This is a genomic window from Streptomyces sp. (assembly GCF_031181705.1).
Taxonomy (GTDB): domain Bacteria; phylum Actinomycetota; class Actinomycetes; order Streptomycetales; family Streptomycetaceae; genus Streptomyces.
Window position 1 is genome coordinate 1 of record NZ_JAPSKN010000061.1, and the last position, 24,501, is coordinate 24,501.

Here is a 24,501-nt window from a genome sequence, read left to right on the forward strand (position 1 = left end):
CACGCGGCACGCCTGGGTGCCGGAGTAGTCGAACTCGGCGGCCTGGCCGATGACGATCGGGCCGGAGCCGATGACCAGGACGGACTGGATATCGGTGCGCTTAGGCACGCTGGCCCTCCATCAGGGAGACGAAGCGGTCGAACAGGTAGGCGGCGTCGTGCGGGCCGGCTGCCGCTTCGGGGTGGTACTGGACGCTGAAGGCGGGGCGGTCGAGCAGCTGCAGACCCTCCACCACGTTGTCGTTCAGGCAGACGTGCGACACCTCGGCGCGGCCGAACGGGGTCTCGGAGACCTTGTCGAGCGGGGCGTCGACGGCGAAGCCGTGGTTGTGCGCGGTGACCTCGACCTTGCCGGTCGTACGGTCCTGCACCGGCTGGTTGATGCCCCGGTGGCCGTACTTCAGCTTGTAGGTGCCGAAGCCGAGGGCGCGGCCGAGGATCTGGTTGCCGAAGCAGATGCCGAACAGCGGCGTGCCGCGCTCCAGGACGCCCCGCATGACGGAGACGGGGTGGTCGGCGGTGGCCGGGTCGCCGGGGCCGTTGGAGAAGAACACGCCGTCCGGGTTGACCGCGTAGACGTCCTCGACGGTGGCGGTCGCGGGGAGCACGTGCACCTCGATGCCGCGCTCGGCCATGCGGTGCGGGGTCATGCCCTTGATGCCGAGGTCGACGGCGGCGACGGTGAACTTCTTCTCGCCGATCGCGGGCACGACGTACGGCTCGGTGGTGGCGACCTCGGCGGAGAGGTCGGCGCCCTTCATCTGCGGGGCTTCCTGCACGCGTGCGAGGAGCGCGCTGTCGTCCTTGACCGCGTCGCCGCTGAAGATGCCGACGCGCATGGCGCCGCGCTCACGCAGGTGGCGGGTGAGGGCGCGGGTGTCGATGCCGGAGATCCCGACGACGCCCTGCGCGGCCAGCTCCTCGTCCAGCGTGCGCCGGGAGCGCCAGCTGGACGGCACGCGCGCGGGGTCGCGCACGACGTAGCCGGAGACCCAGATGCGCCTGGACTCCATGTCCTCGTCGTTGACGCCGGTGTTGCCGACGTGCGGGGCGGTCATCACCACGACCTGCCGGTGGTACGACGGGTCGGTGAGGGTCTCCTGGTAGCCGGTCATCCCGGTGGAGAACACCGCTTCGCCGAAGGTCTCCCCCACGGCCCCGTAGGCGCGGCCGCGGAAGACCCGGCCGTCCTCCAGGACGAGTACGGCGGGAGTTTTGGCTCCCCTGGTGGAGGTGGTCATCGTTCGACGCCTTCCCTGGTGTTCGTTTCGATCATGGTGGTGAGGACTTCGACCCACTCGTTGTGCTCGGCCGCGTGGTCGGAGCGGAAGCCGGAGTCGATCAGCCGGTCGCCGTGCGCCCAGGTGACGACCAGCAGGCCGCCCTCGGTGAGCACCTTGCCGGCGATGCCCTTGTCGAGCCGGGCCTCGCGCAGGGCGGCCGCCGGGACGAAGAAGTCGCTCGCCCCGGGGCGTACGACGTCCAGTCCGGCGTCGGTGAGCGTGAGCTCCGCGCGGCTGCGGGTGCCCAGGCCGTGCGCGACGATGCGGTCGAGCCACTGCCCGGCGGTGGTGGAGCCGTGGTAGCGGCCGCTCATGGTCAGGCGCGCCGGGCCCGGGTCGTCGGGCGCGGTGGGCAGCTCGGGCAGGTCGCCCTGGAGGGTGCCGCGCCACTTCCAGCCCTCGCGCATCAGCCAGTAGACGAGCGCGACGAAGAGGGCGAGGCCGACGACCCAGCCGATGCGGGCGGCCCAGTCGGTCACTTGCGCCGATTCCTTCTCGGCGGCCAGCAGGAGTACAGGTGTCACGTGAGCTTCCCGTCGACGAGCGTGGCCTTGCCCCGCAGCCACGTGTGCGTCACACGGCCCGGCAGCTCGCGGCCCTCGTAGGGGGTGTTGCGGCTGCGCGAGGCGAAGCCCGCGGGTTCCACGAGCCCACGGTATGCCGTGTCGACCAGGGTGAGGTTGGCGGGCTCACCTGCCGAGACGGGACGGCCGTGGCCCGTGGCCTGTCCGATCTGCGCGGGCTTGAAGGACATGCGGTCGGCGACGCCGGCCCAGTCCAGCAGGCCCGTGTCGACCATCGTCTCCTGGACCACCGACAGCGCGGTCTCCAGGCCCACCATGCCCATGGCGGCCGCGGCCCACTCGCAGTCCTTGTCCTCGTGCGGGTGCGGGGCGTGGTCGGTGGCGACGATGTCGATCGTGCCGTCGGCGAGCGCCTCGCGCAGGGCCATCACGTCCCGTTCGGTCCGCAGCGGCGGGTTGACCTTGTAGACCGGGTTGTACGTGCGCACCAGCTCGTCGGTGAGGAGCAGGTGGTGCGGGGTGACCTCGGCGGTGACGGCGATGCCGCGGGACTTGGCCCAGCGGACGATCTCGACCGACCCGGCGGTCGACAGGTGGCAGATGTGGACGCGGGAGCCGACGTGGTCGGCGAGCAGGACATCCCGGGCGATGATCGATTCTTCGGCCACCGCGGGCCAGCCGCCGAGGCCCAGCTCCGCGGAGACGACGCCCTCGTTCATCTCGGCGCCCTCGGTCAGCCGCGGCTCCTGCGCGTGCTGCGCGACGACACCGCCGAAGGCCTTCACGTACTCGAGGGCCCGGCGCATGATCACGGCGTCGTGGACGCACTTGCCGTCGTCGGAGAAGACGGTGACGCCGGCGGCCGACTCGTGCATGGCGCCGAGCTCGGCGAGCTTCTTGCCGTCGAGGCCGACGGTGACGGCGCCGATCGGCTGGACGTCGCAGTAGCCGTGCTCCTTGCCGAGCCGCCAGACCTGCTCGACGACGCCGGCGGTGTCGGCCACGGGGAAGGTGTTGGCCATGGCGAAGACGGTGGTGTAGCCGCCGGAGGCAGCGGCCCGGGTGCCGGTCAGGACGGTCTCGGAGTCCTCGCGGCCCGGCTCGCGCAGATGGGTGTGCAGGTCGACCAGGCCCGGCAGCAGCACCTTGCCCCCGGCCTCGACGACCTCGGCGCCCTCCGGGGACAGCCCGCTGCCCACCTCGGCGATGGTCCCGCCGTCGATCAGCACGTCCTGCGGCTCGCCGCCGAGCACCTTCGCACCACGGATCAGGGTCTTGCTCATCTGTCTTACTTCTCCTCGGTACGGGGGTGGGTGACGGCGGGCTCGTTGCCACCGAGCAGCAGGTACAGCACGGCCATCCGGATGGACACTCCGTTGGCGACCTGCTCGACGACGGTGCAGCGGTCGGAGTCGGCGACCTCGGCGGTGATCTCCATGCCGCGGACCATCGGCCCGGGGTGCATCACGACGGCGTGCTCGGGCATCCGCGCCATGCGGTCGCCGTCCAGGCCGTAGCGCCGCGAGTACTCGCGCTCGGTGGGGAAGAACGCGGCGTTCATCCGCTCGCGCTGCACGCGCAGCATCATCACCGCGTCGGACTTGGACAGCGTGCTGTCGAGGTCGTAGGAGACCTCGCACGGCCAGGTCTCGACGCCGACGGGCAGCAGGGTGGGCGGGGCGACGAGGGTGACCTCGGCGCCGAGGGTGTGCAGCAGGTCGACGTTGGAGCGGGCGACCCGGCTGTGCAGGACGTCGCCGACGATCGTGATGCGCCGCCCGTCGAGGTCCTGGCCGAGTCCGGCGTCCGGGCCGATCAGACGGCGGCGCATCGTGAAGGCGTCCAGCAGGGCCTGGGTGGGGTGCTGGTGGGTGCCGTCGCCGGCGTTGACGACGACCGCGTCGATCCAGCCGGAGTTGGCCAGCCGGTAGGGGGCTCCGGAGGCGCCGTGCCGGATGACCACGGCGTCGACGCCCATGGCCTCCAGGGTCTGGGCGGTGTCCTTCAGGGACTCGCCCTTGGAGACGCTGGAACCCTTGGCGGAGAAGTTGATCACATCCGCGGACAGCCGCTTCTCGGCGGCCTCGAAGGAGATCCGGGTGCGGGTGGAGTCCTCGAAGAAGAGGTTGACGATCGTGCGGCCGCGCAGGGTCGGCAGCTTCTTGATCGGCCGGTCGGCGACCCGCGCCATCTCCTCGGCGGTGTCGAGGATCAGGACGGCGTCGTCGCGGGAGAGGTCGGCGGCCGAGATGAGATGACGCTGCATCTGTCAGGCTCCGTAAGGCAGTTCAAACGGGAGATTCGGGGCAGACGGGCGCGCGGGCGCGCGCACTGAGCCGGCGTACGACAGCGGCGTACGCCTGAAGCGCTACTGGGCGTCCGGCTTGGCACCGAGCAGCACGGTGTCGCGACCGTCCTCCTCGGCGAGCTGGACCTTGACCGTCTCCCGCAACGACGTGGGGAGGTTCTTGCCGACGTAGTCGGCGCGAATGGGCAGTTCGCGGTGACCGCGGTCGACGAGCACGGCGAGCTGCACCGCGCGCGGGCGCCCGATGTCGTTCAGGGCGTCGAGGGCGGCGCGGATGGTGCGGCCGGAGAAGAGCACGTCGTCGACGAGGACGACCAGCTTGCCGTCGATGCCGTCACCGGGGATCTCGGTGCGCGCCAGCGCACGCGGCGGGTGCATGCGCAGGTCGTCGCGGTACATGGTGATGTCGAGCGAGCCGCAGGGGACCTTGCGCTCGGTGATCTGCTCCAGCTTGTCGGCGATCCGCCGGGCGAGGAAGACGCCCCGGGTCGGGATGCCGAGGAGCACCACGTCGTCGGCGCCCTTGGCGCGCTCGACGATCTCGTGGGCGATGCGGGTCAGTACCCGCGCGATGTCGGGCCCTTCGAGAACGGGCCGGGCATCGGACTGCGAGTCGTGCGTGTCCATATGAAACGGACCTCCTTCTCCGCCTCACGGGACGGACCTTAAAGGACGTCGGGATTGCGCCATCCACGGTAGCAGGCCTCACGGATCCCCCGGACGGCCCCCTCGGATCACCTATTCGGCGCAATGCGGGGCCACTACCACGGAAGAGTCGGTGCGGACCATTCGGCTTGACGCGGCAGAGTAACGCTGCGTAACCTCACAGTGAGTTACCAGCCGCGCGGGCTGGCACCCACGCCAGACGCGTCGACACAGTGCCGGGGAGCTATATGTCCAGCGAATACGCCAAACAGCTCGGGGCCAAGCTCCGGGCGATCCGCACCCAGCAGGGCCTTTCCCTCCACGGTGTCGAGGAGAAGTCCCAGGGACGCTGGAAGGCGGTCGTGGTCGGTTCGTACGAGCGCGGCGACCGTGCCGTGACCGTGCAGCGCCTTGCCGAGCTGGCGGATTTCTACGGCGTTCCGGTGCAGGAACTGCTCCCGGGCACGACCCCGGGCGGCGCCGCCGAGCCGCCGCCGAAGCTGGTCCTGGACCTGGAGCGGCTGGCCACGGTGCCGGCCGAGAAGGCGGGCCCCCTGCAGCGCTACGCGGCCACGATCCAGTCGCAGCGCGGTGACTACAACGGCAAGGTGCTCTCGATCCGCCAGGACGACCTGCGCACACTCGCCGTCATCTACGACCAGTCCCCCTCGGTGCTCACCGAGCAGCTGATCAGCTGGGGCGTCCTGGACGCGGACGCGCGCCGCGCGGTCGCCACCCACGAGGAGGGCTGAGCCGCCCCACGGGGGCCAGCAGAAACGTGCCGCCGGGGTGGCCGGAACCGTACGGTTCCGGCCACCCCGGCGGCGTTTTCGGGGACTGCCGCCATCGCAGGGTGCGCGGGGCCCGGCAGCGTTCGACAGTGGGTGGGGCCCGGGGCGGCCTTGCCGGTGCGTGGGAACGCCGGAGGGCCCGCAGCGGTCGTGCTGCGGGCCCTCCGGCGTTCTGTCTGTCTGGGTCTCTCTCGGGTCTCTCTCAGGCCTCGTCGCGGCGGAGCGAGGGCTTGAGCTCCTTCAGCCGGCCGAGCAGGCCGTTCACGAAGGCGGGCGACTCGTCCGTGGAGAACTCCTTGGCGAGCTGCACCATCTCGTCGAGGACGACCGCGTCCGGGGTCCCGTCGACCCAGATCAGCTCGTAGGCGCCGAGCCGCAGGATGTTCCGGTCGACCACCGGCATCCGGTCCAGCGTCCAGCCGACCGAGTACTGGGCGATCAGCTCGTCGATGCGCTTCGCGTGCTTCGCGTAGCCCTCGACCAGCTCCATCGTGTACTCGCTGACCGGCGGCTGCCGGGTGTCCGTCCGGGAGTGCCGGACCCAGTCCGCGAGGACCGTCAGGACCTCGGCGCCACGCTGGTCACCCTCGAAGAGGATCTGGAAGGCGCGCTTGCGGGCCGTGTTGCGGGCAGCCACGGTTAGCTGTTCACCCGGCCGAGGTAGTCGCTGGTGCGGGTGTCGACCTTGATCTTCTCACCGGTGGTGATGAAGAGCGGGACCTGGATCTGGTGGCCGGTCTCCAGCGTGGCGGGCTTGGTGCCGCCGGTGGAGCGGTCGCCCTGGACGCCCGGCTCGGTCTCCTGGACGGTCAGCTCCACGGCGGCCGGCAGCTCCACGAAGAGCACCTCGCCCTCGTGCTGGGCGACCGTGGCCGTGAAGCCCTCGATCAGGAAGTTGGCGGCGTCACCGACGGCCTTGCGGTCGACCATGAGCTGGTCGTAGGTCTCCATGTCCATGAAGACGAAGTACTCGCCGTCCATGTAGGAGAACTGCATGTCGCGCTTGTCGACGGTGGCCGTTTCGACCTTGACGCCGGCGTTGAAGGTCTTGTCGACGACCTTGCCGGAGAGCACGTTCTTGAGCTTGGTGCGCACGAAGGCCGGGCCCTTGCCGGGCTTGACGTGCTGGAACTCGACGACGGACCAGAGCTGGCCGCCTTCGAGCTTGAGCACCATGCCGTTCTTGAGGTCGTTCGTGGAAGCCACGGTTGCGGAATCTCCTGGACTGACGTACGACCCCGGTGCACGCACCTTCCTAGAGGGCGAGCAGCTCCTTGGTCGTGATGGTGAGTAGCTCGGGTCCGCCGTCCGCCTCGGGGCGGACGACGAGCGTGTCATCGATCCGGACACCGCCCCGGCCCGGGAGGTGGACCCCCGGTTCGACGGTGACCGGCACGCAAGCGTCCAGTTTACCCATGGCCGCGGGACTCAATTGAGGGTCCTCGTCGATTTCGAGCCCCACACCGTGTCCGGTCAGGGCCGTGAGGCCCTCCGTGTACCCCGCGGAGCCCAGGACCTGACGGGCGGCACGGTCGACGTCCCGGCAGGCGGCGCCGGGTACCAAGCTCTCACGTCCGGCACGCTGGGCCGCGAAGACCAGGTCGTACAGCTCGATCTGCCAGTCCGCCGGAGCGGTGCCGATGACGAACGTGCGGCCGATCTCGCAGCGGTAGCCGCGGTAGGTCGCGCCGAGGCAGACGGAGAGGAAGTCGCCCTCCTCCACTCGGCGGTCGGTGGGGCGGTGGCCGGGGCGGCCGGAGTTGGGGCCGGTGGCCACGGAGGTGGGGAAGGCCGGGCCGTCGGCTCCGTGGTCGACGAGGCGTCGCTCGAGCTCCAGGGCGAGGTGGCGCTCGGTGCGGCCGACGAGGATGGACTCCAGCAGCTCGCCGAGGGCCTGGTCGGCGATCTCGGCGCCGATGCGCATGCAGGAGATCTCCTCCTCGTCCTTGACGACCCTGAGCTGCTCGACAGCGCCGCCGAGGTTGGCGAGGCGGAGCCGGGGGGCGACGGAGCCGAGGGCCCGGTGCCGGGCCACGGTGAGGTGGTGCTCCTCCACGGCGAGGGAGTCCGCTCCCTGGCCCTGGGCGATGCCCGCCGCCGCGACGGCCGGATCGCCGCCGACTGCTCCGGGCAGGGTCTGGACGCGCAGGGCCTCGTCGGGGCGCTCCACCGGCGGGCGGTCCGGGGACGGGCCGCACACCAGGAGGTCCTCGGTCTTGCCGAGCAGCAGTACGGCGCCCTGCGGGGCGGCGCCCGCGAGATAGCGCACGTTGGCGGGGCGGGAGATCAGCGCCGCCGCGCTGCCGCCCGCGTTGCAGTATTCCCTCAGACGCGTCCGGCGGGCCGCGTACACCTCTGACATGACCCGAGCCTATGAGCTCCGCCGGTTCGGCGCCGGTTGAGGGCGTCTGAGTGGGCGGTGCCCGAGATGTCCGGGTGGGTGGGGGTGCCGTTCGGGTGTGCGCGCCGTCCGCGCGTGCGTGGGGGCCTGGCGCGCGGTTCCCCGCGCCCCTGCGGGGCGCTCACCACTGCGGCGGGCTCGCGATCGACCTGGCCAGGACGTCGTCCAGGATTCTCGCCGTCTCGGGGACGTCCAGCTGGGAGTTGTCGATGATCGGCAGTCCGGAGCCGTACCAGCCGGCCATGCGGCCGTGGATACGGGCGACCTCCTCGTCGGACAGCCGCCGGTTCCCCGAGCGCTCCGCGTTGCGTTCGAGGACGATGTCCAGCCCCGGCAGGAGGACGACCGGCAGCAGGCCGGGCCCGACGTGCCGCTTCCAGCCGCCGAGGCCGACGACCGGCCGGTCGGGGAAGACCGCGTCGTCGAGGATGCACGAGATGCCGTTGGCCAGGAAGTTCCGCGCGGCGAAGCCGCAGGTGCGGCGGGCGAGGCGGTACTGCGCCTCGGAGTTGTCGTTCCACCCGGACTGTGGGTCGGCGAAGCCGGAGCGGACCCATTCGCGGACGTCGTCGAGGCTGATGTGCGCCGTGGGTACGCGGCGGTGGTCCGCCCAGTACTTGGCGACGCTGGTCTTGCCCGCGCCCGCGGGGCCGATCAGCAGCACGGCGAGCGTCGTGCCGGAGGGGTCGGGGGCCGCGGCGGCGGGGGGCGCGCTCGGCATGGCGACCGGGCCGCCCGGCGGCAGCGGCACATGGCCGGTGGTGTCCGGCGGCGGAGGAGCGGAGGCCTGTGGTGGCGGCGAGGCCGGGCCGGGCGGGGGCACGGGGTACCCCGGGGCCGGGGGCGGCGGGGGCACCTGCGCGGGGCCCTGGTGCGCGCCCGGGTGGTGCGGACCCGGGTGTTGTGCGGCCGGTGACCAGCCGACGGCCGGTCCGTGCCCCGGCTGATGGGGCGGCGGCAGCGGAGAACCCACTGCGTGCTGCATCCGGTGCCACTCCGTCTCGTACAGGCGATGGGCGCTGACTGCGGGGCGGAACCCGCTGCTACCGAACGGTACCGCCCCCGGTCGTCGTGGTGTGAACGGCCGGGGGCGGTCCGAAGTGCCCGGCCCCGTAAGGCGATTCCGGGCGGAAGACGCGCAGAGGGACTTACTGCCCGACTTCGCCGTACGCGGCGAGCAGCACGGCCGGGTCGGGGCCCTCCAGGACGGTGGGCTTGGCCAGGCCGTCGAGGACGATGAAGCGCAGCAGGTCGCCGCGGGACTTCTTGTCGACCTTCATGGTCTCCAGCAGCTTGGGCCACTGGTCGTGACGGTAGTACAGGGGCAGCCCGACCGATTCGAGGATCGTGCGGTGGCGGTCGGCCGTCGCGTCGTCCAGCCGGCCCGCCAGGCGGCCGAGTTCGGCGGCGAAGTGCATGCCGACCGAGACCGCGGCGCCGTGGCGCCACTTGTACCGCTCGTTCTTCTCGATGGCGTGGCCGAGCGTGTGGCCGTAGTTGAGGATCTCGCGCAGGCCCGATTCCTTCAGGTCCGACGACACGACGTCGGCCTTGACCCGGATGGAGCGCTCGATGAGCTCGGCGGTGTGCGGACCGGCCGGGGTGCGGGCGGCCTCCGGGTCGGACTCGATGAGGTCGAGGATCACCGGGTCCGCGATGAAGCCGGCCTTGATGACCTCGGCGAGCCCGGAGACGTAGTCGTTGACCGAAAGGGAGTCCAGCGCGGCCAGGTCGCAGAGCACACCGGCGGGCGGGTGGAAGGCGCCGACGAGGTTCTTGCCCTCGGCGGTGTTGATGCCGGTCTTGCCGCCGACGGCCGCGTCGACCATGGCGAGCACGGTGGTCGGGATGGCGATCCAGCGCACCCCGCGCAGCCAGGTCGCGGCCACGAAACCGGCGAGGTCCGTGGTCGCGCCGCCGCCGACCCCGACGATGACGTCGGTGCGGGTGAAGCCGGACTGGCCGAGCGCCTTCCAGCAGTAGGCGGCGACCTCGGCGGTCTTGGCCTCCTCCGCGTTGGGCACCTGGATGGCGACGGCCTCGTAGCCCTGCTCGGCCAGGTCGGCGCGCAGGGCCTCGCCGGTCTCGGCCAGGGCCTCGGGGTGGACGATCGCGACCCGCTTGGCCTTGTCGCCGACGAGTCCGCCGAGCTCGCCCAGGAGCCGGTGGCCCACCAGGACCTCGTAGGGGTCGGTGCCCGCGGTGCCGCCGACCTGGATCCGCGTCACTGCCTCGCTCATGCTTCCTTCAACTCCAGTGCGTCGAGGGCGACTTGCGTTACCTCTTCGGGCGTGCGGCCGTCGGTGGCCACGACGACCGTGGCGACCTCCTCGTAGAGGTGCCGACGGGCCTCCATCAGCTCGCGCCACTGCTTGCGCGGGTTGACCGCGAGCAGGGGGCGGGCCGCGTTGAGGCCGGTGCGCTTGACTGCTTCCTCGACGTCCATCGACAGGTACGCCACGCGCTGCCCGGCGAGCAGCGCACGCGTGTCGGCGTCGAGGATGGCGCCGCCGCCGAGGGCCAGGACGCCGTCGTGCCCGGCGAGCGCCTTGTGCACGGCGGCCTTCTCGATCGCCCGGAAGGCGGCCTCTCCCTCGTCGACGAAGATCTCGGCGACGGTCCGGCCCTGTTCGGCGACGATGTCGTCGTCGGTGTCCCGGTAGGAGACCCCGAGCCGCTCGGCGAGCAGCTGCCCGACGGTGGACTTGCCCACGCCCATCGGGCCGACCAGGACGACCAGCGGGCCGGTCATCGGATGGCGAGGTGGTCGAGGTACGAGGTGACGTTGCGGCGGGTCTCGGCCACGCTGTCGCCGCCGAACTTCTCCGCCACCGCGTCCGCCAGCACCAGGGCCACCATCGCCTCCGCGACGATCCCGGCGGCCGGGACCGCGCACACGTCGGAACGCTGGTGGTGGGCCAGGGCGGCCTCGCCCGTGCTGACGTCCACCGTGCGCAGCGCCCGCGGGACGGTGGCGATGGGCTTCATCGCCGCCCGCACGCGCAGCGGTTCACCGGTCGTGAGCCCGCCCTCGGTGCCGCCGGAACGGCCCGACGCCCGCCTGACGCCCGCCTCGGTCGCGACGATCTCGTCATGCGCTTCGGAGCCCGGGACGCGGGCCAGTTCGAAGCCGTCGCCGATCTCGACGCCCTTGATGGCCTGGATGCCCATCAGCGCGCCGGCGAGGCGGGCGTCGAGCTTGCGGTCCCAGTGCACGTGCGAACCCAGACCCACCGGCACCCCGTAGGCCAGGATCTCCACCACACCGCCGAGGGTGTCACCGTCCTTGTGGGCCTGGTCGATCTCGGCGACCATCGCCTTCGAGGCGTCCGCGTCCAGACACCGCACCGGGTCCGCGTCCAGCCTCTCCACATCGCCCGGCGTCGGGTAGACCCCCTTGGGCGCCTTCGCCGAGGCCAGCTCCACCACATGGGAGACGATCTCGACGCCGGCGGTCTCCTTCAGGTAGGAGCGGGCCACCGCACCCAGCGCCACCCGGGCGGCGGTCTCGCGGGCCGAGGCGCGCTCCAGGATCGGGCGGGCCTCGTCGAAGCCGTACTTCTGCATACCCGCGAGATCGGCGTGGCCGGGGCGCGGACGGGTCAGCGGGGCGTTGCGCGCCAGACCCTCCAGGATTTCCGGGTCGACCGGGTCGGCCGCCATGACCTGCTCCCACTTGGGCCACTCGGTGTTGCCCACCATGATCGCCACCGGTGAACCCAGCGTGCGACCGTGCCGCACCCCGCCCAGGAAGGTGACCTCGTCGCGCTCGAACTTCATCCGGGCACCGCGGCCATAGCCCAGCCGCCGCCTCGCGAGATGGTCCGCCACCATGTCCGTGGTGATCGGCACGCCGGCGGGAAGACCCTCCAGCGTCGCCACGAGTGCGGGACCGTGGGACTCACCCGCGGTCAGCCAGCGCAACCTGCTCAACGGTGCCGCGCTCCTTTCCCATCGCGCCGGGGAGGGCCTCCTTGATCAGATCGCCGACGATGCGCACCCCGTCCTGCGTGAGCACCGACTCGGGGTGGAACTGCATCGACGCGAAGTGCGGGCCGCGCAGCGCGTGCACCTCGCCGGTGTCGGCGTCGCGGCTGACCTCCACCACGCCCACGCCCTCGCACTCGACCTTGTCCTCCTCGGCGCGGGCCGCGAACGTGTTGTAGAAGCCGACCCGTTCCCCGGTCCCGAACAGGTCGATCTCCCGCTGCACGCCCTGGTTGGGCACCACGCGGCGCACCAGCGGGAAGCCGAGCAGCGTGCACAGCGTCTGGTGACTGAGGCAGACGGCGAGGAACGGGCGGCGTTCGTCCAGCAGGGTGCGCACCGCGGCACGCAGGTGGGCGATCTTGGGATGGTCGACGTCGCGCGGGTCGCCCGGGCCGGGCCCCATGACGACGAGGTCGTAGCCGTCCACGGAGTACGGCTCGTCGAACCGGCGCACCGTCACCCGCAGTCCCAGGGAGCGCAGTTGGTGGTCGAGCATCGACGTGAACGTGTCCTCGGCGTCCACGACCAGCACCCGGCGGCCGCCGAGTACCGGATCCGGCCCCGCTTCCCGGCCGTGACCGGCCAGCCAGAAGCCGGCGAGGGTGGCGTTGCGCTGTTCGAGCGCCGCCCGGACCCGCGGGTGGTGCGCGAAGCGGGAGGGCCCGTCGCTCTCGATGGCCGCGAGCAGACCCGCCGCCTTCGCCGCGGTCTCGGCGACCTCACCGGCCGGGTCGGAGTGCCGCACGAGCGTGGCGCCCACCCCGATCCGCAGCCGGCCGGCGTCGTCGATGTCGGCGGTGCGGATCAGGATGGAGGAGTCCAGGGCCCGCTCGCCGTGCTCGTCCCGGCCGATCAGCGCCACGACGCCGCTGTAGTAGCCGCGGCCCTCGGGCTCGTACCGGCTGATGACCCGGCAGGCGTTCTCCAGCGGGCTGCCGGTGACGGTCGGGGCGAACAGGGTCTCGCGCAGGATGTCGCGCGGGTCCCGCGTGCTGTGCCCCTCGATGAAGTACTCGGTGTGGGCCAGGCGGGCCATCTCCTTGAGGTACGGCCCGACCACCCGGCCGCCCGACTCGCAGATCCGGGCCATCATCTTCAGTTCCTCGTCCACGACCATGTACAGCTCGTCGGCCTCCTTGCGGTCGGCGAGGAAGTCGAGCACCTGCGGCAGGGTCGGGCCCGTGGCCGGGTAGCGGTAGGTGCCGCTGATCGGGTTCATCACCGCCAGGCCATCGCGCAGGCTGATGTGCCGCTCCGGGGTGGCCCCGACGAGGGTGCGGGAGCCGGTGTGCACCAGGAACGTCCAGTAGGCGCCGCTCTCGCGCTGCAGCAGCCGCCGGAAGATCGCCAGGGCGTGGCGCGGGGTGTAGCCGGTGATGTCGGCGGTGTAGGTGCGCTTGATGACGAAGTTGGCGCCCTCCCCGGTGCCGATCTCGTCCCCGATGACCCGGCGGACGGTGGCGGCGTACTCCTCGTCCGGCACGTCGAAGCCGCCGCCGGACAGCTCCACGGGCAGGTCGGGGATCCGGGTCAGCACCTCGGCGACCGGCACGGTGGCCTGACCGGTGACGGTCATCGCGATCAGCGGCGTGCCGTCGTCGGGGCAGTCGTACCCGCGCTCGGCGATCTGCCGGTAGGGCACCAGGGCCAGGACCTCGTGACGCGGACCGGCGGCCGCCTCCGGGGCGTCCGGCAGCGGCAGTTCGGCGAGGGTGCGCGGCTCGGTCGTCTCCCCGACGACGACGTCGAGCAGGCCCGGGCCGGTCGTCTCGGGGCGGTGCAGCACGGCGTAGGCGGCCGGGGGCCGGTCGCCCAGGATCCGGCCGAGCAGGTCGCCGGTCGTGGTGCCGGTCATGCCAGGACCTCCTTGGTGGTGACGACGACGGCGCAGCGCTGCGCCGCGTACTCCAGGGCCAGCCGGTGGTGGTGCTCGGAGAAGTCGGCCGTCGCGTCGGCCACCAGGAACGGCTGGATGTCGTGGGTGAACGCCTCCACGGCGGTCATCAGCACACCCACGTGCGCGTACACCCCGCACAGCACCAGCTGGTCCCGGCCCGCGGCGCGCATCCGCTCCAGCAGGTCGGAGCGGAAGAAGGCGCTGTAGCGCCACTTGGTGAGCTGCCAGTCGCCCTCGGCCGGGGCCAGTTCGTCGACGACCTGCCGGTCGGCGGGCGCCGTGCGCATGCCCGGGCCCCAGAAGTCCTTCAGCAGGCCCCGCTGTTCGTCGGTCATGCCGCCGGGCTGCGCCGTGTACGCCACCGGCATGCCGAGCCCGGCGCAGTGCTCGCGCAACAGCCGCGCGTTGCGCACGAGTTGCTCGCGCAGCCCGTCGGGCAGGGGCCGCAGGAAGTAGCGCTGCATGTCGTGCACCAGCAGAACGGCGCGGTCCGGATCGACGGACCAGTGGGCGACGTTGCCGGGCAGGTCGCCGGCCGCCGGCATCGGGTAGGGGGTGATCTCGGGTATGCCTGCCATGGGCTTCTTCTCCTGGTCGCCTGACGTCGGTGAGGGCTTCGGGAGCTAGGCGCCGAGCGCGGCGCCGCCGTCGACGGTGAGTTCGTGCAGGGTGATGTGGGACGCCTCGTCGGACAGCAGGAAGGCGACGGCGTCGGCGACGTCCGAGGGGCGGGCCACCTTGCCCAGCGGGATGCCGACCCGGAAGGCGTCCAGCCGGCCCTCGATCGTGTGCTTCGGGCCGGACTCGTCGTGCCACATGGACGTGAGCATCGGGGTGCTGGTGGAGCCGGGCGCCACCACGTTGCAGCGGATGCCGTCCCGGGCGACCTCCAGGCCCAGGCTCTTGGTGAACATGGTCGCCGCCGCCTTGGACGCGGCGTAGGCGGCCATCTGCACCCGCGGCGTGGCGGCGGCGTTGGACGCCACGGTGACGATCGCGCCGCGCCGGCGGGGCAGCATGCGGTTGACGACGGCCCGCGACATCAGGAAGACGCCGGTGGCGTTGACGGCGAACGTCGTTGTCCAGTCCTCGTCGGTGAGGTTGCGCACGGTGCCCAGACGCAGCACGCCCGCACCGTTGACCAGGTACTCCAGCGGGCCGAGGCGCTGCTCGGCCTCCTGGACGACGGCGTCGACCTGCGCGGCGTCGGTGACGTCGGCGGGCAGGGCCAGCGCCTCCAGGCCGTCCGCCCGCAGCTTCTCCACCACCTGCCGCAGCCCGTCGGCGTCCCGGTCCACGGCTGCCACCACCGCGCCGCGTTCGCCGAGGGCGCGGGCCACCGCCTCGCCGATGCCGCCCGCGGCTCCGGTGACGAGTGCGACCTTTCCGTCCATCTTCCGGACCTCCTCATCTGCGTGTCTGCCCGACGGCCGTGCCCGTGCCGTCCGGGGTGGGTGGGCCGTGCTGTCAGCCGAGCCAGGCCGAGGCCACCGCGACGGCCTGACCGGGGTTGAGGCGCGGATCGCAGTAGGACGTGTACTTGTCCGCGACGTGGTCGACGCAGGCGTCGTTGGGGACGCACTCGGTGACGTCGTCCGGGGTGGTCTCCAGGTGCAGCCCGCCGATGATCCCGCCCTCGGAGCGGACGGCCTCCTGGAACTCCTGGATCTCCCGCTCGATCGTCTCCAGGAAGCGGGTCTTGAGCCCGCCGGGCAGGGTGACGGTGTTGCCGTGCATGGCGTCGGTCAGCCAGATCACCGGGTGCCCGGCCGCGCGGGCCGCGGCGACGAGCTTCGGCAGCCGGTCGGCGACCGTGGCGGCCCCCATGCGGGCGATGAGGGTCAGGCGGCCCTCCTCCCGGCCCGGGTCGAGCCGTTCGCACAGCCCGAGCAGCTCCTCGGGCGTCACGTTCGGCCCGATCTTGCAGGCGACCGGGTTGGCGACCCGGGACAGCAGGGCGACGTGGGCGCCGTCGAGCTGGCGGGTGCGCTCGCCGATCCAGGGCCAGTGCGTGGAGGTGAGGACGAGCCGGCCCCGCTCGTCCCGGCGGACCATGGGCAGTTCGTAGTCGAGGATCAGCGCCTCGTGGCTGGTCCACACGGGCGGCTCGACGGCGTGCCGCCGCCCGGCGTCCCGCCAGCCGAGGTGGGTCATGATCTCGTCTGCCGCCTGGTAGCAGTCCAGGATGCGCCGGGGCTCCGGGCGACGGCTCTCCGGGTCGGGCTCCGGGCCGTTGACCATGTGGCCCCGGTAGGACGGCAGTTCCACGCCGCCCACCAGTTCGGTGGGGCTGGAGCGCGGCTTGCCGAACTGGCCCGCGATACGGCCCACGCGGATCACCGGCTTGTGCGTGATCATCTTCAGTGCGCCGGCCAGCAGGTCCAGCACGGCCGTCTTCCGGGCGACATAACCGAGCGTGCACTCGGCGGGGTCCTCGGCGCAGTCGCCGGACTGGACGACCAGGGCCTCGCCGGAGGCGACCCGCGCGAGCAGCGAACGCAGCGTGTCGACGTCCGCCGCGTCGACCAGGGCCGGGCGGCGGGCCAGCGTGTCCGCGACCTGCCGCACCCGTGCGGCATCACCCCACTCGGGCTGCTGCCTGGCCGGTTTGTCCTTGATGTCGAGCAGAGCGTCGTCCACTGGTGTCTCCTTCGGCGAATGGCATGACTCCGGCGCGCCATCGCCGGGGCAGGGAAACCCCGTGACTGCGCAGCCGTGCGGGTCTCGGGCGTGGGCCGGCGGGGCCGGGGGCGCACCGCGCCGGGCCGAGCCGCCGGTCCTCGGGCCAGTCCGCACGAGCGGCGCCGCCGCGGTCCGTGCGGGTGGTGCCCGTCCGCGCGCCGCGGCGCGACGACCGGCGCATTGTTCGGCACGCGTAATAGCAGGGGTGATAGCTGTGGTGAGGGCTCTGGTGATGACTGTGGTGGTGACTCCGGCCGTGCGATAGGGCGCGGGAACGCCGCGGGCGGAATTGTTCGCATTGCGGTGGACCCCGGCACCGGGGCGCGCAATCACCTCTGCCCGCAAATGTGTTCCCGGCCCGGATGTGTTGCTTTCCCGTTCATCCGGCGCCGGCGGCCGGCCGGCAAACCGGAACGGCCGTCACGAGGGCGTGCCCGGCCCGGCCCGGCCGGGGGCGGACAGGCCGGCCGCGCGCCGGCCCGCAAGGAGCCACGGCCGGGCGCGACGGGAGAAAACAGGTCGTTCGCCCAGGTGGTGAGCCCCTCGGCACCGATCCGCGTACGGGGTGCGGACAGATCCCGTGCAGGGCCGTCGAGGACGGCGGTGTGACGCGTGCACGCGGTGCTCCCTCGGCAGACGGAAGTGGCCGAGCCGGACGTCGGACCGGCTGTTCGCTCCGATCCTGTATCGAAAGCGAAGGCCGGCCCAATGGCGATCGACGGACTTCGTCAAATAGCCGGTACTTCATCAAGTCGATGTCGGAACCACTTTGCGCCAATGTGGCACGTCACCCGTAGTTCATCTCGGGTGCATGCGAATAACCTGACCGTGACGATTGAACTCGTGACGTATCGGCAAGGAGTGACGACCCGCCATGTCGGACCGGCTGGGGCAACCGGGCGTGCTGGAGCTGGACGAACTGGTCGCGGAGGGCGTCTCGCCCTGGCTGGACGGACTCGACCGCGGCCACCTGGTTTCCGGATGCCTGAGCCGTCTCATCGCGCGCACCGGAGTGCGGGGCGCCACGTCCGACCCGGCCGCGCTGGCAGCGGCCGTCGAGACCGACGACGCCTACCGTGAACAGCTCGCGGACCTGGCCCCCGACGACATCTGCACCGCCGACGCCGTACGCGCGGTGGTGGCGTACGACGTCCGCTGGGCCTGCGACGTGCTCCGGCCGGTGTACCAGGCCACGCGCGGCCTGGACGGCATGGTGTCGATGGACCTGGATCCGCGCGTCGTGCGCGACGCCGAGTCGGCCGTCGCGGAGGCGGAGCAGGCGCTGCGCGCGGTGAACCGGCCGAACGCGATGGTCAAGCTGCCCGCCACGGCCGAGGGGATCGCCGCGATCAGGGAGTGCGTCGGCGAGGGCTTCCCGGTCCACGTCACCGCGGTCTTCTCGGTGTCGCGCTACCGCGAGGTCCTCGACGCCTACGTGGAGGGCCTGAGGCGCGCGCGGGCCGACGGCCGGCGGCTGAGGATGATCCCCTCGGTCGTCTCACTGCCGGTGGGCCTCCTGGACGCCGAGGTGGACGCGCGGCTGGAGGAACTGGGCACCCCGGACGCCCTGGCGCTGCGCGGCGAGGCCGCCGTGGCGCGGGCCCGCCACCTCTACCGGCTGTACGACGACTGGTTCGGCGGCGCCCACTGGCGGGACCTGGCCGCCGCCGGGGGCCACCCGCAACGGCTGATGTGGACGTCCACCACCGTGAGCGACCCGTCCTCGTCCCCCACCCGGTACGTGGAACGGCTGATCACCTGGGGCACGATCACCTCGATGACCCCGCCCACCCTGGAGGCGGCCGCCCGCCGGCTCGCCCTGTACGGCGACACGCTGATGGGCCGTCACCGCGCCGCCGCCGAGGTGTGGCGACGCCTGGAGGACGTCGGCGTCGACGGCGACGAGGTCGCCCGGAAACTCGAAGCCGAGAGCGCCCAACGGCTGGCGGCCGCGTGGCGCGACCTGTACGCGGCGGTGGACGCGGGGCGGCACACGGCCCAGCGGGGGTAGCCGCCCGGGCGGTGGGGCAGTGGCGTGGCCGGGGACGTCACCCACCCCCATGGGCGACGTCCCCGACCGCTCCCCCGGTGCCGGACTGTGGCTCAGGTGTCCGTGCGGCGGGCGTGTGCCGTCACCAGCACATCACCGCCGTCTCGCCGGCACCCCACGCGGAGTACAGGCGTATCCGGACGAGGTAGCGGCGGCCCTTCACGAGCCGGACGCCGACCGTGGCGTTCTGCCGGGTCCCCCCGTCGTCCCGGCCGGCGAGGTAGCGCGGTTCCCCGTCCCGCTCCTCGAAGACCACCACGACGGCGTCGCTGTCGCCGAAGGTGCCCAGCGTGTACGTGCGGGTCTCCGGCGGGTCCACGACGAAGTCGGCCTGTCCGCGGGGGCCGAGCCCCAGCGGCACCGAGCGGAACGGCACCAGCGCGGCCGGTTCCCGGTCCGCCGGCGGATACCAGCGGAGCGCGAACTCCTTGTCGCCGGCCGACAGGGTGCCCGGCGGGGCGATGCCCGCGCGGTACCGCTCCGGCTCCAGGACCAGCCCCGGCGGGAACGCGAACTCCATGACCGACTGAGGGTCCCACACGGAGCCGTTGGCCTCGTCCGGGCCGAGCCGGCACAGGATGTTGCGGTGCGTGCGCTCCCGGCTCCAGTGGTTCGGCGGGCCCGACAGTTCGGCGTACACGGCCTCGTCGTCCCAGTGGATGCCGGCGAACGGACTCTGATGCTCGTGCAGCATGCCGAGCGCGTGCCCGATCTCGTGCAGGACCGTGCCGCGCTCCCCGGGCGCGGTCAGGTCCCAGCCGAAGTTCATGGTGCGCTCGTGCCGGCCGACCGGCAGCGCGTCCCGGCCCACCGCCGACCAGGAGCCGGCGCCGAGCTGGAACCCGATGCGCAGTTCGGCCTCCGAGCGGTCGTCGGCCTCGGCGAAGGAGATGCCGATGCCGAGGTCCTGCCACTGCCGGAAGCACGCGCGCACCACGTCCCGCTGTTCCTCGGCACCGGCCCACGGCACCCGTCGCGTCATCCCCGTCCCCGGCACGGGGATGACGGAGGCGTCGGTGTCGCCGTCGAAGAACCAGTAGTGCAGCACCGTGCCGTTGACCCACATCCGCCGCCCGCCGCGCAGCGCGCTCAGCCGCTCGGCGGCCAGCCCCGGTGCGAAGGCGGGCGCCGGCGCCTGGGCCAGCGAGCAGTAGCGTGCGGTCATGGGCCCCAGCCTGCCGTGCGGCCCGGCCCGGGCACCTGAGTCGAGGGCTACTCAAGTCACCGTGTATCAAACGTGAGTAGCCGCGCTCATGTCTGTGTGACGACTTACGAGAGGGACGCGACGACGCTGGAGCTGCCCTGGCCGTTCGCCGGGCGGGAGGACGAACTGGAGCTGGTGCGCCGGTCCCTGTCCGGCGGCCGCCGCGGCATCGTGGTGACCGGCCCCGCGGGCTGCGGCAAGACCCGCCTGGCCACCGAGGCGATCCGCGGTACCGACTGCGCCCGGGCGGCCGGCACCCCCGAGAGCCGGTCCATCCCCTTCGCCGCCTTCGCGCACCTGCTGCCCGAACCGGTCACCCTGCACCGCGCGGTCCAGCTCCTGGCCGGCGCGCGCACCCTGCTGGTGGACGACGCGCAGCTGCTCGACGACGCCTCCGCCGCCCTGCTCCACCAGCTCGCCGTCGACGGCCGCGTCCGCCTGCTGGTCGTGGCCACGGACGGCACCCGGGCGCCGGGCGCGGTCTCCCGGCTGTGGACCGGCGAACTGCTGCCGCGCCTCACCCTGGAGCGGCTGCCCGAGGAGGAGACCGCCCAGCTGCTCACGGCCGGCGCCGGGCCCCTCGACCCGCTCACCGGCCGGCGGCTGCGCGGGCTGGCCCGGGGCGACCTGCGGCTGCTGCGCGACCTGCTCGGCGCGGTCCGCGCCCGGCTGACCCCCGTACCCGGTACCGGCGAACGCGCCTGGCGGGGCCCGGTGCCGCTGACCCCGGCCGTCCGCGAACGCACCGCCCACGTCCTCGGCCGCGGCTGCCCGCGCGAACGCGAGACCCTCGACCGCCTCGCCTTCGCCGAACCCCTGCCGGGCGACCCGGACGGTCTGGACCTCGCGGCCCTCGAAGTCCTGGAGTCCGACGGCCTGATCACCGTCGACGACCAGGGCGCCGTGCGCCTCGCCCACCCCCTGTACGGACCGGTGCTCCGCGCCGCGGCGGGCCGGCTGCGGGCGCGCCGGCTGTCCCGGACGCCGCAGGATCACGCCTCGGCCCTCGACGCCGAACGCGCCGCGCTGGCCCGCCGGATCGACCGGGACGACGTACGCCTGATGCCGACGCCCGTGGGGGAGTGGCTCGTCGCCGAGGGCGGTCCCCTGCCGGGCGGGTACGCCGCCGTCCGGGCCCGGTACGCCCGGCTGCGCGGCGAGCTGCGGGAGGCCGCGGCCTGGGCGCGGGAGGGCCTGCGCGGCGACCCCGGGGACACCGCCTGCCGGGCGGAACTCGCCCGGGCCTGCGACCCGTTGCACAGCCGGGGCGACCTCGACACCGCCCTGGCGGCCGTCGCCGACCCCTACGACGCCGTCCGGCTCGGCGCCCCGGAGAAGGTCGTCGACCGGCTGAGCGGCGTGTTCGCCCGGCACGCCGACGCGCTCACCCGGGCGGACGGCCCCGCCCTGGACGAGGTGGCCGGGGAACTGGAGCGGCGGGGCTTCACGCTGTTCGCCGCCGAGGCGCACGCCCAGGCCGTGGGAGCCCACCGCGACCCGCGCGCCGCCCGGCACTCCCGCGCGCGGGCCGTGGCCCTGGCCCGGCGCTGCCAGGGCGCCCGCACACCCGCCCTGTCCGGTCTCGCCCTCGGTGAACTCACCGCCCGGCAGCGGCAGATCGTCACCCTCGCCGCGGCGGGCCTGAGCAACCGGCAGATCGCCGAACGCCTCACCCTGTCGATCCGCACCGTCGGCAACCACCTGTACAGCGCCTACGCACGCCTCGGCGCCGGCGACCGCGCCGCCCTGCCCTGGCTGACGGACACCCCGCAGGCCCAGCCGGCCTGACCCGCCCCCGAGCCGGCGGTCTGACCCGAACAGGGGACGGGCCAGACCGCCCCGGGCCTCCGGCGAATCGGAGCCGGACCGCTACCTCTCGGCGAATCCGGGCCGGGCCGTCCGGCCGAGCCGGATCCGGCCGCCCGGCGCTCCCTCCGCAACGCCTCGTCGAGCCGAGCCGAGCCCAAGGCAGTCACACAGCCGCCGCGAGCCAAGCGCCAAGCCGGCAATCCCTCTCAAGCCGCCCCGAACGCCGAGAACGCCCACCCCGTCGCCTGGTGCAGGGCGTCGCCCGGCAGGGCGGCCCGGGCGTCGCGCAGGGCCTCCGCGAGGGACAGGCCGGAGCCGAGGCCCTTGTGCAGGGCCAGCATCAGCGGCACCACCGCCGCGTCGTTGACGGGCGCGCTGCACGCCACCACCCCGGCCGTCCCCAGCGGCAGCAGCGCGGTCACCAGACCGAGCAGCTCGTCGGCTCCCACGGACGCGAAGCGGGCCGTGTCGCAGCAGGACAGGATGATCCGGTACGGGCTGCGGTCCAGCCGCTCGAAGTCGTGCACGACGATCGGCCCGTCGGCCATCCGCAGCGCGGAGAACAGCGGGCTGTCCGCGCGGAACGTGCCGTGCGCGGCGATGTGCGCCAGCGCCGCCCCGTCCAGCTCCCGCAGCACCCGGGGCACACGTGCCCGCGTCTCCTCCAGGACGGTCGCGCCCGGATACCGGCCGGCCAGCTCGGGCACCTCCGCGCCGCCCGTCGCCAGGCCCGGCCCGCGCACCAGCACATGACGGCCGTCCGGCGGCGGCACCGTCTCCCGGGCGCGCAGCCAACTGCCCGCCGACGGCGAGACGCTGAGCACCCGCTCCCGCAGCGACGGCAGCAGGGCCCACGGCACCCGGTGCAGCCGCCCCGGCGGCACGATCACCACCGGCCCGCCGCCCAGCCGCCCCGCGGCCGGCCCCAGCAGCAGCTCCTCCAGGCGCCGCCCGGCCGCCTCCACCACCGGCAGCCGCGCGTTTGCCCCCGGGTGCGCCAGCCGCCGCAGCCCGGCCTGCACGTGCTCGGCCTCGCGCTCCGCCTGCGCGAGCGGCCCCGCCTCGAACCGGCGCACCCGCCCGCGTCCGCACAGCAGCACCTGCACCCGCCCGTCCAGCACGGCCAGTTCCACCAGCAGCGTCTCGTCGCCGAGGTGCGCCAGCAGCCGGCCCACGTCGAACCGGTCACCGTCCCCGGGCGCCCGGCCCCGCATGTGCAGGGTGCGGGAGCGGATCACCCGCTCCAGCCGCCGCTGCTCCCGCTCCAGCGCCACGACCGGACGGCCCTCCATCCGCGCGGCCTCCGCACGCGAGGCGATCTCCCGGAAGGCGGTCATGCCGCTCAGCAGCTCCGGGTCGGCCGGCGGCCGGGTCGGCGGTGTGGCCAGCACGGTGGCCCGCCAGCGCTCGCTCCACACCAGCAGCCGCCGCGGCCCGCCCGCGACCAGACTGGCCTGCTGCGCCAACGCCGCCAGCTCCGCGCCCTGTTCGGTGGCGCGGGCCCGCAACTCCGAGGCGCCAAGGGTCATCCGGTGGTCGTCGAGCACGTCCAGACCCCGCCGGCAGGCCTCCAGCACGCCCCGCGACGACCCGGCGGCCCGGGCCCGCAGCGCCTGCGCCGACCAGCCCGTCAGCCGCGCCAGCGGCGGCCCGCTGCGCCGGCTGCGCGCCGCCACGGCCAGATGCCGCTCGGCATCCGCCGTCCAGCCCAGATCCAGCGCGATCCGGCCCGCGAGCAGCGCCGCCTCCGGCGCGGCCGGAGCCCCGAAGGACGCCAGCTTCCCGGCCACCGCGGCGGCGTCCGCGACCAGCCGCCCCGAACCGCGCCCGGCCGCGTGCCGCGCCTCGATCAGCACCAGCCGGGCGTGCGTCTCCCACCAGGTGCGCCGCTGCCCCGCGAACAGCCGTACGGCGAGGGCGGCCCGGGCGATCGCGGTCTGCGGGTCCCCGGCCAGCCGGGCCGCCCGCGCGGCGGCCAGCAGCAGCTCCGCCTTGCGGGTGGACTGCCCGCCGATCCCGTCCAGTTTCCCGATCGCGGTGTCCGCCTCGGTCAGCGCCTCGGGCGCCAGCCCGGCCGCCATCAGCACCTCGCAGCGCCGGATGTTCAGCATGAACGTCGGCGTGCCCAGCCGCGCGTACCGCTCCTCGGCCTCGTCCAGCAGCCGCAGCGCCGCCGGCACGTCCCCGGAGCGGAACGCGGCGAGTCCGCGGCTCTCCACCGCGTCGGCCTTGTCGTGCTCCTGGCCGGTGGTCTCCCACAGCGCCTCGGCCGCCGTGAAGTCCGCCTCGGCCCGCTCCACCGCGCCGAGCGCGAGGTGCACGGTCGCCCGCAGGGTCAGCGCCCGTGCCGTCCAGATCACGTCCTCCGCCTGCCGCAGCACGGGCACGGCACGGCGTACGTCCTCCAGCGCCTCGCGGTGCCGGCCGAGCACCCACCACACGTACGCCCGCCGGTACCGCACCCGCGCCCGGGTCAGCCCGCCGCCGCGCGCCACACCCCGCTCGAACGCGGCCAGGCCCTCCCGGGTACGGCCCGCGTGCACCAGCGCCACACCCGTGGTGGCCAGGACGTCCGCCTCCCGGTCGGCCGAACCGGCCCGCGCGGCCAGTTGCCCGGCCCGGCGCAGATGGTGCAGCGCGAGCCGCAGATCGCCGAAGTCCCGCTGCCAGATGCCGATCACCTGGTGGGCGACGGAGGCGTGCAGCGGCGCGGGACCGGCGTCCAGCAGCGCCCCGGCCCGCGCGAGAGCCTCGCCCGGGTCGGCGAACACCATCGGCAGCAGTTCCAGCACCGAGTCGCTTCCCGCCGTCACCTGTCGGATGGTAGTGGCACCGAACGGCACCCCACAGGTTCGGAGCTGTATCAAAAACCGCCTCGGCGACTCTTGTTCGACAGAATCGACGCCCGCGCCGCCCAC

The 24,501-nt window shown here is 73.4% G+C and carries 21 protein-coding genes; 3 read left to right on the forward strand and 18 right to left on the reverse strand.

What is annotated here, in order from left to right; genetic code table 11:
- Nucleotides 1-100: 100 nt before the first annotated feature.
- The 5 genes from carA to pyrR all read right to left on the reverse strand — a co-directional run bounded on the left by carA (nt 101) and on the right by pyrR (nt 4,741).
- The gene (carA, locus tag RIN80_RS14180) at nt 101-1,240 is read right to left on the reverse strand and encodes a glutamine-hydrolyzing carbamoyl-phosphate synthase small subunit (protein WP_309095933.1); all 1,140 of its coding nucleotides are present in this window, start codon (nt 1,238-1,240) and stop codon (nt 101-103) included.
- Entirely contained in the window at nt 1,237-1,806 is a 570-nt protein-coding gene (locus RIN80_RS14185) for a hypothetical protein (protein ID WP_309095934.1), read from the reverse strand. Before RIN80_RS14185 ends, carA begins: the two co-directional genes overlap by 4 nt.
- Complete coding sequence (locus RIN80_RS14190) at nt 1,803-3,089, reverse strand: dihydroorotase (RefSeq protein WP_309095935.1); 1,287 nt, start codon at nt 3,087-3,089, stop codon at nt 1,803-1,805. Before RIN80_RS14190 ends, RIN80_RS14185 begins: the two co-directional genes overlap by 4 nt.
- Nucleotides 3,090-3,094: 5 nt before the next feature.
- On the reverse strand, nt 3,095-4,072 hold the full coding sequence (locus RIN80_RS14195; protein ID WP_309095936.1) for an aspartate carbamoyltransferase catalytic subunit: 978 nt from the start codon (nt 4,070-4,072) through the stop codon (nt 3,095-3,097).
- 102 nt (nt 4,073-4,174) lie between these two features.
- A complete protein-coding gene (pyrR, locus tag RIN80_RS14200) occupies nt 4,175-4,741 on the reverse strand; it encodes a bifunctional pyr operon transcriptional regulator/uracil phosphoribosyltransferase PyrR (RefSeq protein ID WP_309095937.1) in 567 nt (188 codons plus the stop codon).
- 266 nt (nt 4,742-5,007) lie between these two features.
- Here pyrR and bldD point away from each other — a divergent pair, with 266 nt between their 5' ends.
- On the forward strand, nt 5,008-5,511 hold the full coding sequence (gene bldD / locus RIN80_RS14205; RefSeq protein WP_010046440.1) for a transcriptional regulator BldD: 504 nt from the start codon (nt 5,008-5,010) through the stop codon (nt 5,509-5,511).
- 241 nt (nt 5,512-5,752) lie between these two features.
- On the opposite strand, the gene nusB is transcribed toward bldD, so the two are convergent.
- From nusB to RIN80_RS14260, 11 genes are all read right to left on the reverse strand, one after another.
- Nucleotides 5,753-6,187: a transcription antitermination factor NusB gene (gene nusB, locus RIN80_RS14210; RefSeq protein WP_309095938.1), complete on the reverse strand. Its 435-nt coding sequence runs from the start codon at nt 6,185-6,187 to the stop codon at nt 5,753-5,755.
- Between the two features lie 2 nt (nt 6,188-6,189).
- Nucleotides 6,190-6,756, reverse strand: coding sequence for an elongation factor P (efp, locus tag RIN80_RS14215; RefSeq protein WP_043498973.1), 567 nt, complete (start codon nt 6,754-6,756; stop codon nt 6,190-6,192).
- A 49-nt stretch (nt 6,757-6,805) separates the two neighbouring features.
- Nucleotides 6,806-7,912: an aminopeptidase P family protein gene (locus RIN80_RS14220; RefSeq protein ID WP_309095939.1), complete on the reverse strand. Its 1,107-nt coding sequence runs from the start codon at nt 7,910-7,912 to the stop codon at nt 6,806-6,808.
- 160 nt (nt 7,913-8,072) lie between these two features.
- Nucleotides 8,073-8,936 carry a Pro-rich N-terminal domain-containing protein gene (locus tag RIN80_RS14225; RefSeq protein WP_309095940.1) on the reverse strand — a complete coding sequence of 288 codons (864 nt, stop codon included), beginning with the start codon at nt 8,934-8,936 and terminating at the stop codon, nt 8,073-8,075.
- Between the two features lie 163 nt (nt 8,937-9,099).
- Nucleotides 9,100-10,191, reverse strand: coding sequence for a 3-dehydroquinate synthase (gene aroB, locus RIN80_RS14230; RefSeq protein ID WP_309095941.1), 1,092 nt, complete (start codon nt 10,189-10,191; stop codon nt 9,100-9,102).
- Nucleotides 10,188-10,703 carry a shikimate kinase gene (locus RIN80_RS14235; protein ID WP_309095942.1) on the reverse strand — a complete coding sequence of 172 codons (516 nt, stop codon included), beginning with the start codon at nt 10,701-10,703 and terminating at the stop codon, nt 10,188-10,190. Before RIN80_RS14235 ends, aroB begins: the two co-directional genes overlap by 4 nt.
- On the reverse strand, nt 10,700-11,884 hold the full coding sequence (gene aroC / locus RIN80_RS14240; protein ID WP_309095943.1) for a chorismate synthase: 1,185 nt from the start codon (nt 11,882-11,884) through the stop codon (nt 10,700-10,702). The genes RIN80_RS14235 and aroC overlap by 4 nt, the downstream gene beginning before the upstream one ends.
- Nucleotides 11,853-13,796: an anthranilate synthase family protein gene (locus RIN80_RS14245; protein WP_309095944.1), complete on the reverse strand. Its 1,944-nt coding sequence runs from the start codon at nt 13,794-13,796 to the stop codon at nt 11,853-11,855. Before RIN80_RS14245 ends, aroC begins: the two co-directional genes overlap by 32 nt.
- Complete coding sequence (locus RIN80_RS14250; protein WP_309095945.1) at nt 13,793-14,416, reverse strand: isochorismatase family protein; 624 nt, start codon at nt 14,414-14,416, stop codon at nt 13,793-13,795. Before RIN80_RS14250 ends, RIN80_RS14245 begins: the two co-directional genes overlap by 4 nt.
- Before the next feature lie 45 nt (nt 14,417-14,461).
- Nucleotides 14,462-15,232 carry a 2,3-dihydro-2,3-dihydroxybenzoate dehydrogenase gene (locus RIN80_RS14255; protein ID WP_309095946.1) on the reverse strand — a complete coding sequence of 257 codons (771 nt, stop codon included), beginning with the start codon at nt 15,230-15,232 and terminating at the stop codon, nt 14,462-14,464.
- A 73-nt stretch (nt 15,233-15,305) separates the two neighbouring features.
- On the reverse strand, nt 15,306-16,478 hold the full coding sequence (locus RIN80_RS14260) for a 3-deoxy-7-phosphoheptulonate synthase (RefSeq protein ID WP_309095947.1): 1,173 nt from the start codon (nt 16,476-16,478) through the stop codon (nt 15,306-15,308).
- A 916-nt stretch (nt 16,479-17,394) separates the two neighbouring features.
- Here RIN80_RS14260 and tal point away from each other — a divergent pair.
- Entirely contained in the window at nt 17,395-18,531 is a 1,137-nt protein-coding gene (gene tal, locus RIN80_RS14265) for a transaldolase (RefSeq protein WP_309095948.1), read from the forward strand.
- A gap of 121 nt (nt 18,532-18,652) precedes the next feature.
- Here the strand turns inward: tal and RIN80_RS14270 are convergent, their stop codons facing one another.
- Nucleotides 18,653-19,735, reverse strand: a complete 1,083-nt coding sequence (locus tag RIN80_RS14270) for a M12 family metallopeptidase (RefSeq protein WP_309095949.1) — start codon at nt 19,733-19,735, stop codon at nt 18,653-18,655.
- 96 nt (nt 19,736-19,831) lie between these two features.
- On the opposite strand from RIN80_RS14270, the gene RIN80_RS14275 reads away from it, so the two are divergent.
- Nucleotides 19,832-21,562: a LuxR family transcriptional regulator gene (locus tag RIN80_RS14275; protein ID WP_309095950.1), complete on the forward strand. Its 1,731-nt coding sequence runs from the start codon at nt 19,832-19,834 to the stop codon at nt 21,560-21,562.
- Between the two features lie 227 nt (nt 21,563-21,789).
- Here RIN80_RS14275 and RIN80_RS14280 read toward each other — a convergent pair whose 3' ends face one another.
- Nucleotides 21,790-24,396: a CHAT domain-containing protein gene (locus RIN80_RS14280; protein WP_309095951.1), complete on the reverse strand. Its 2,607-nt coding sequence runs from the start codon at nt 24,394-24,396 to the stop codon at nt 21,790-21,792.
- Nucleotides 24,397-24,501 lie beyond the last annotated feature (105 nt).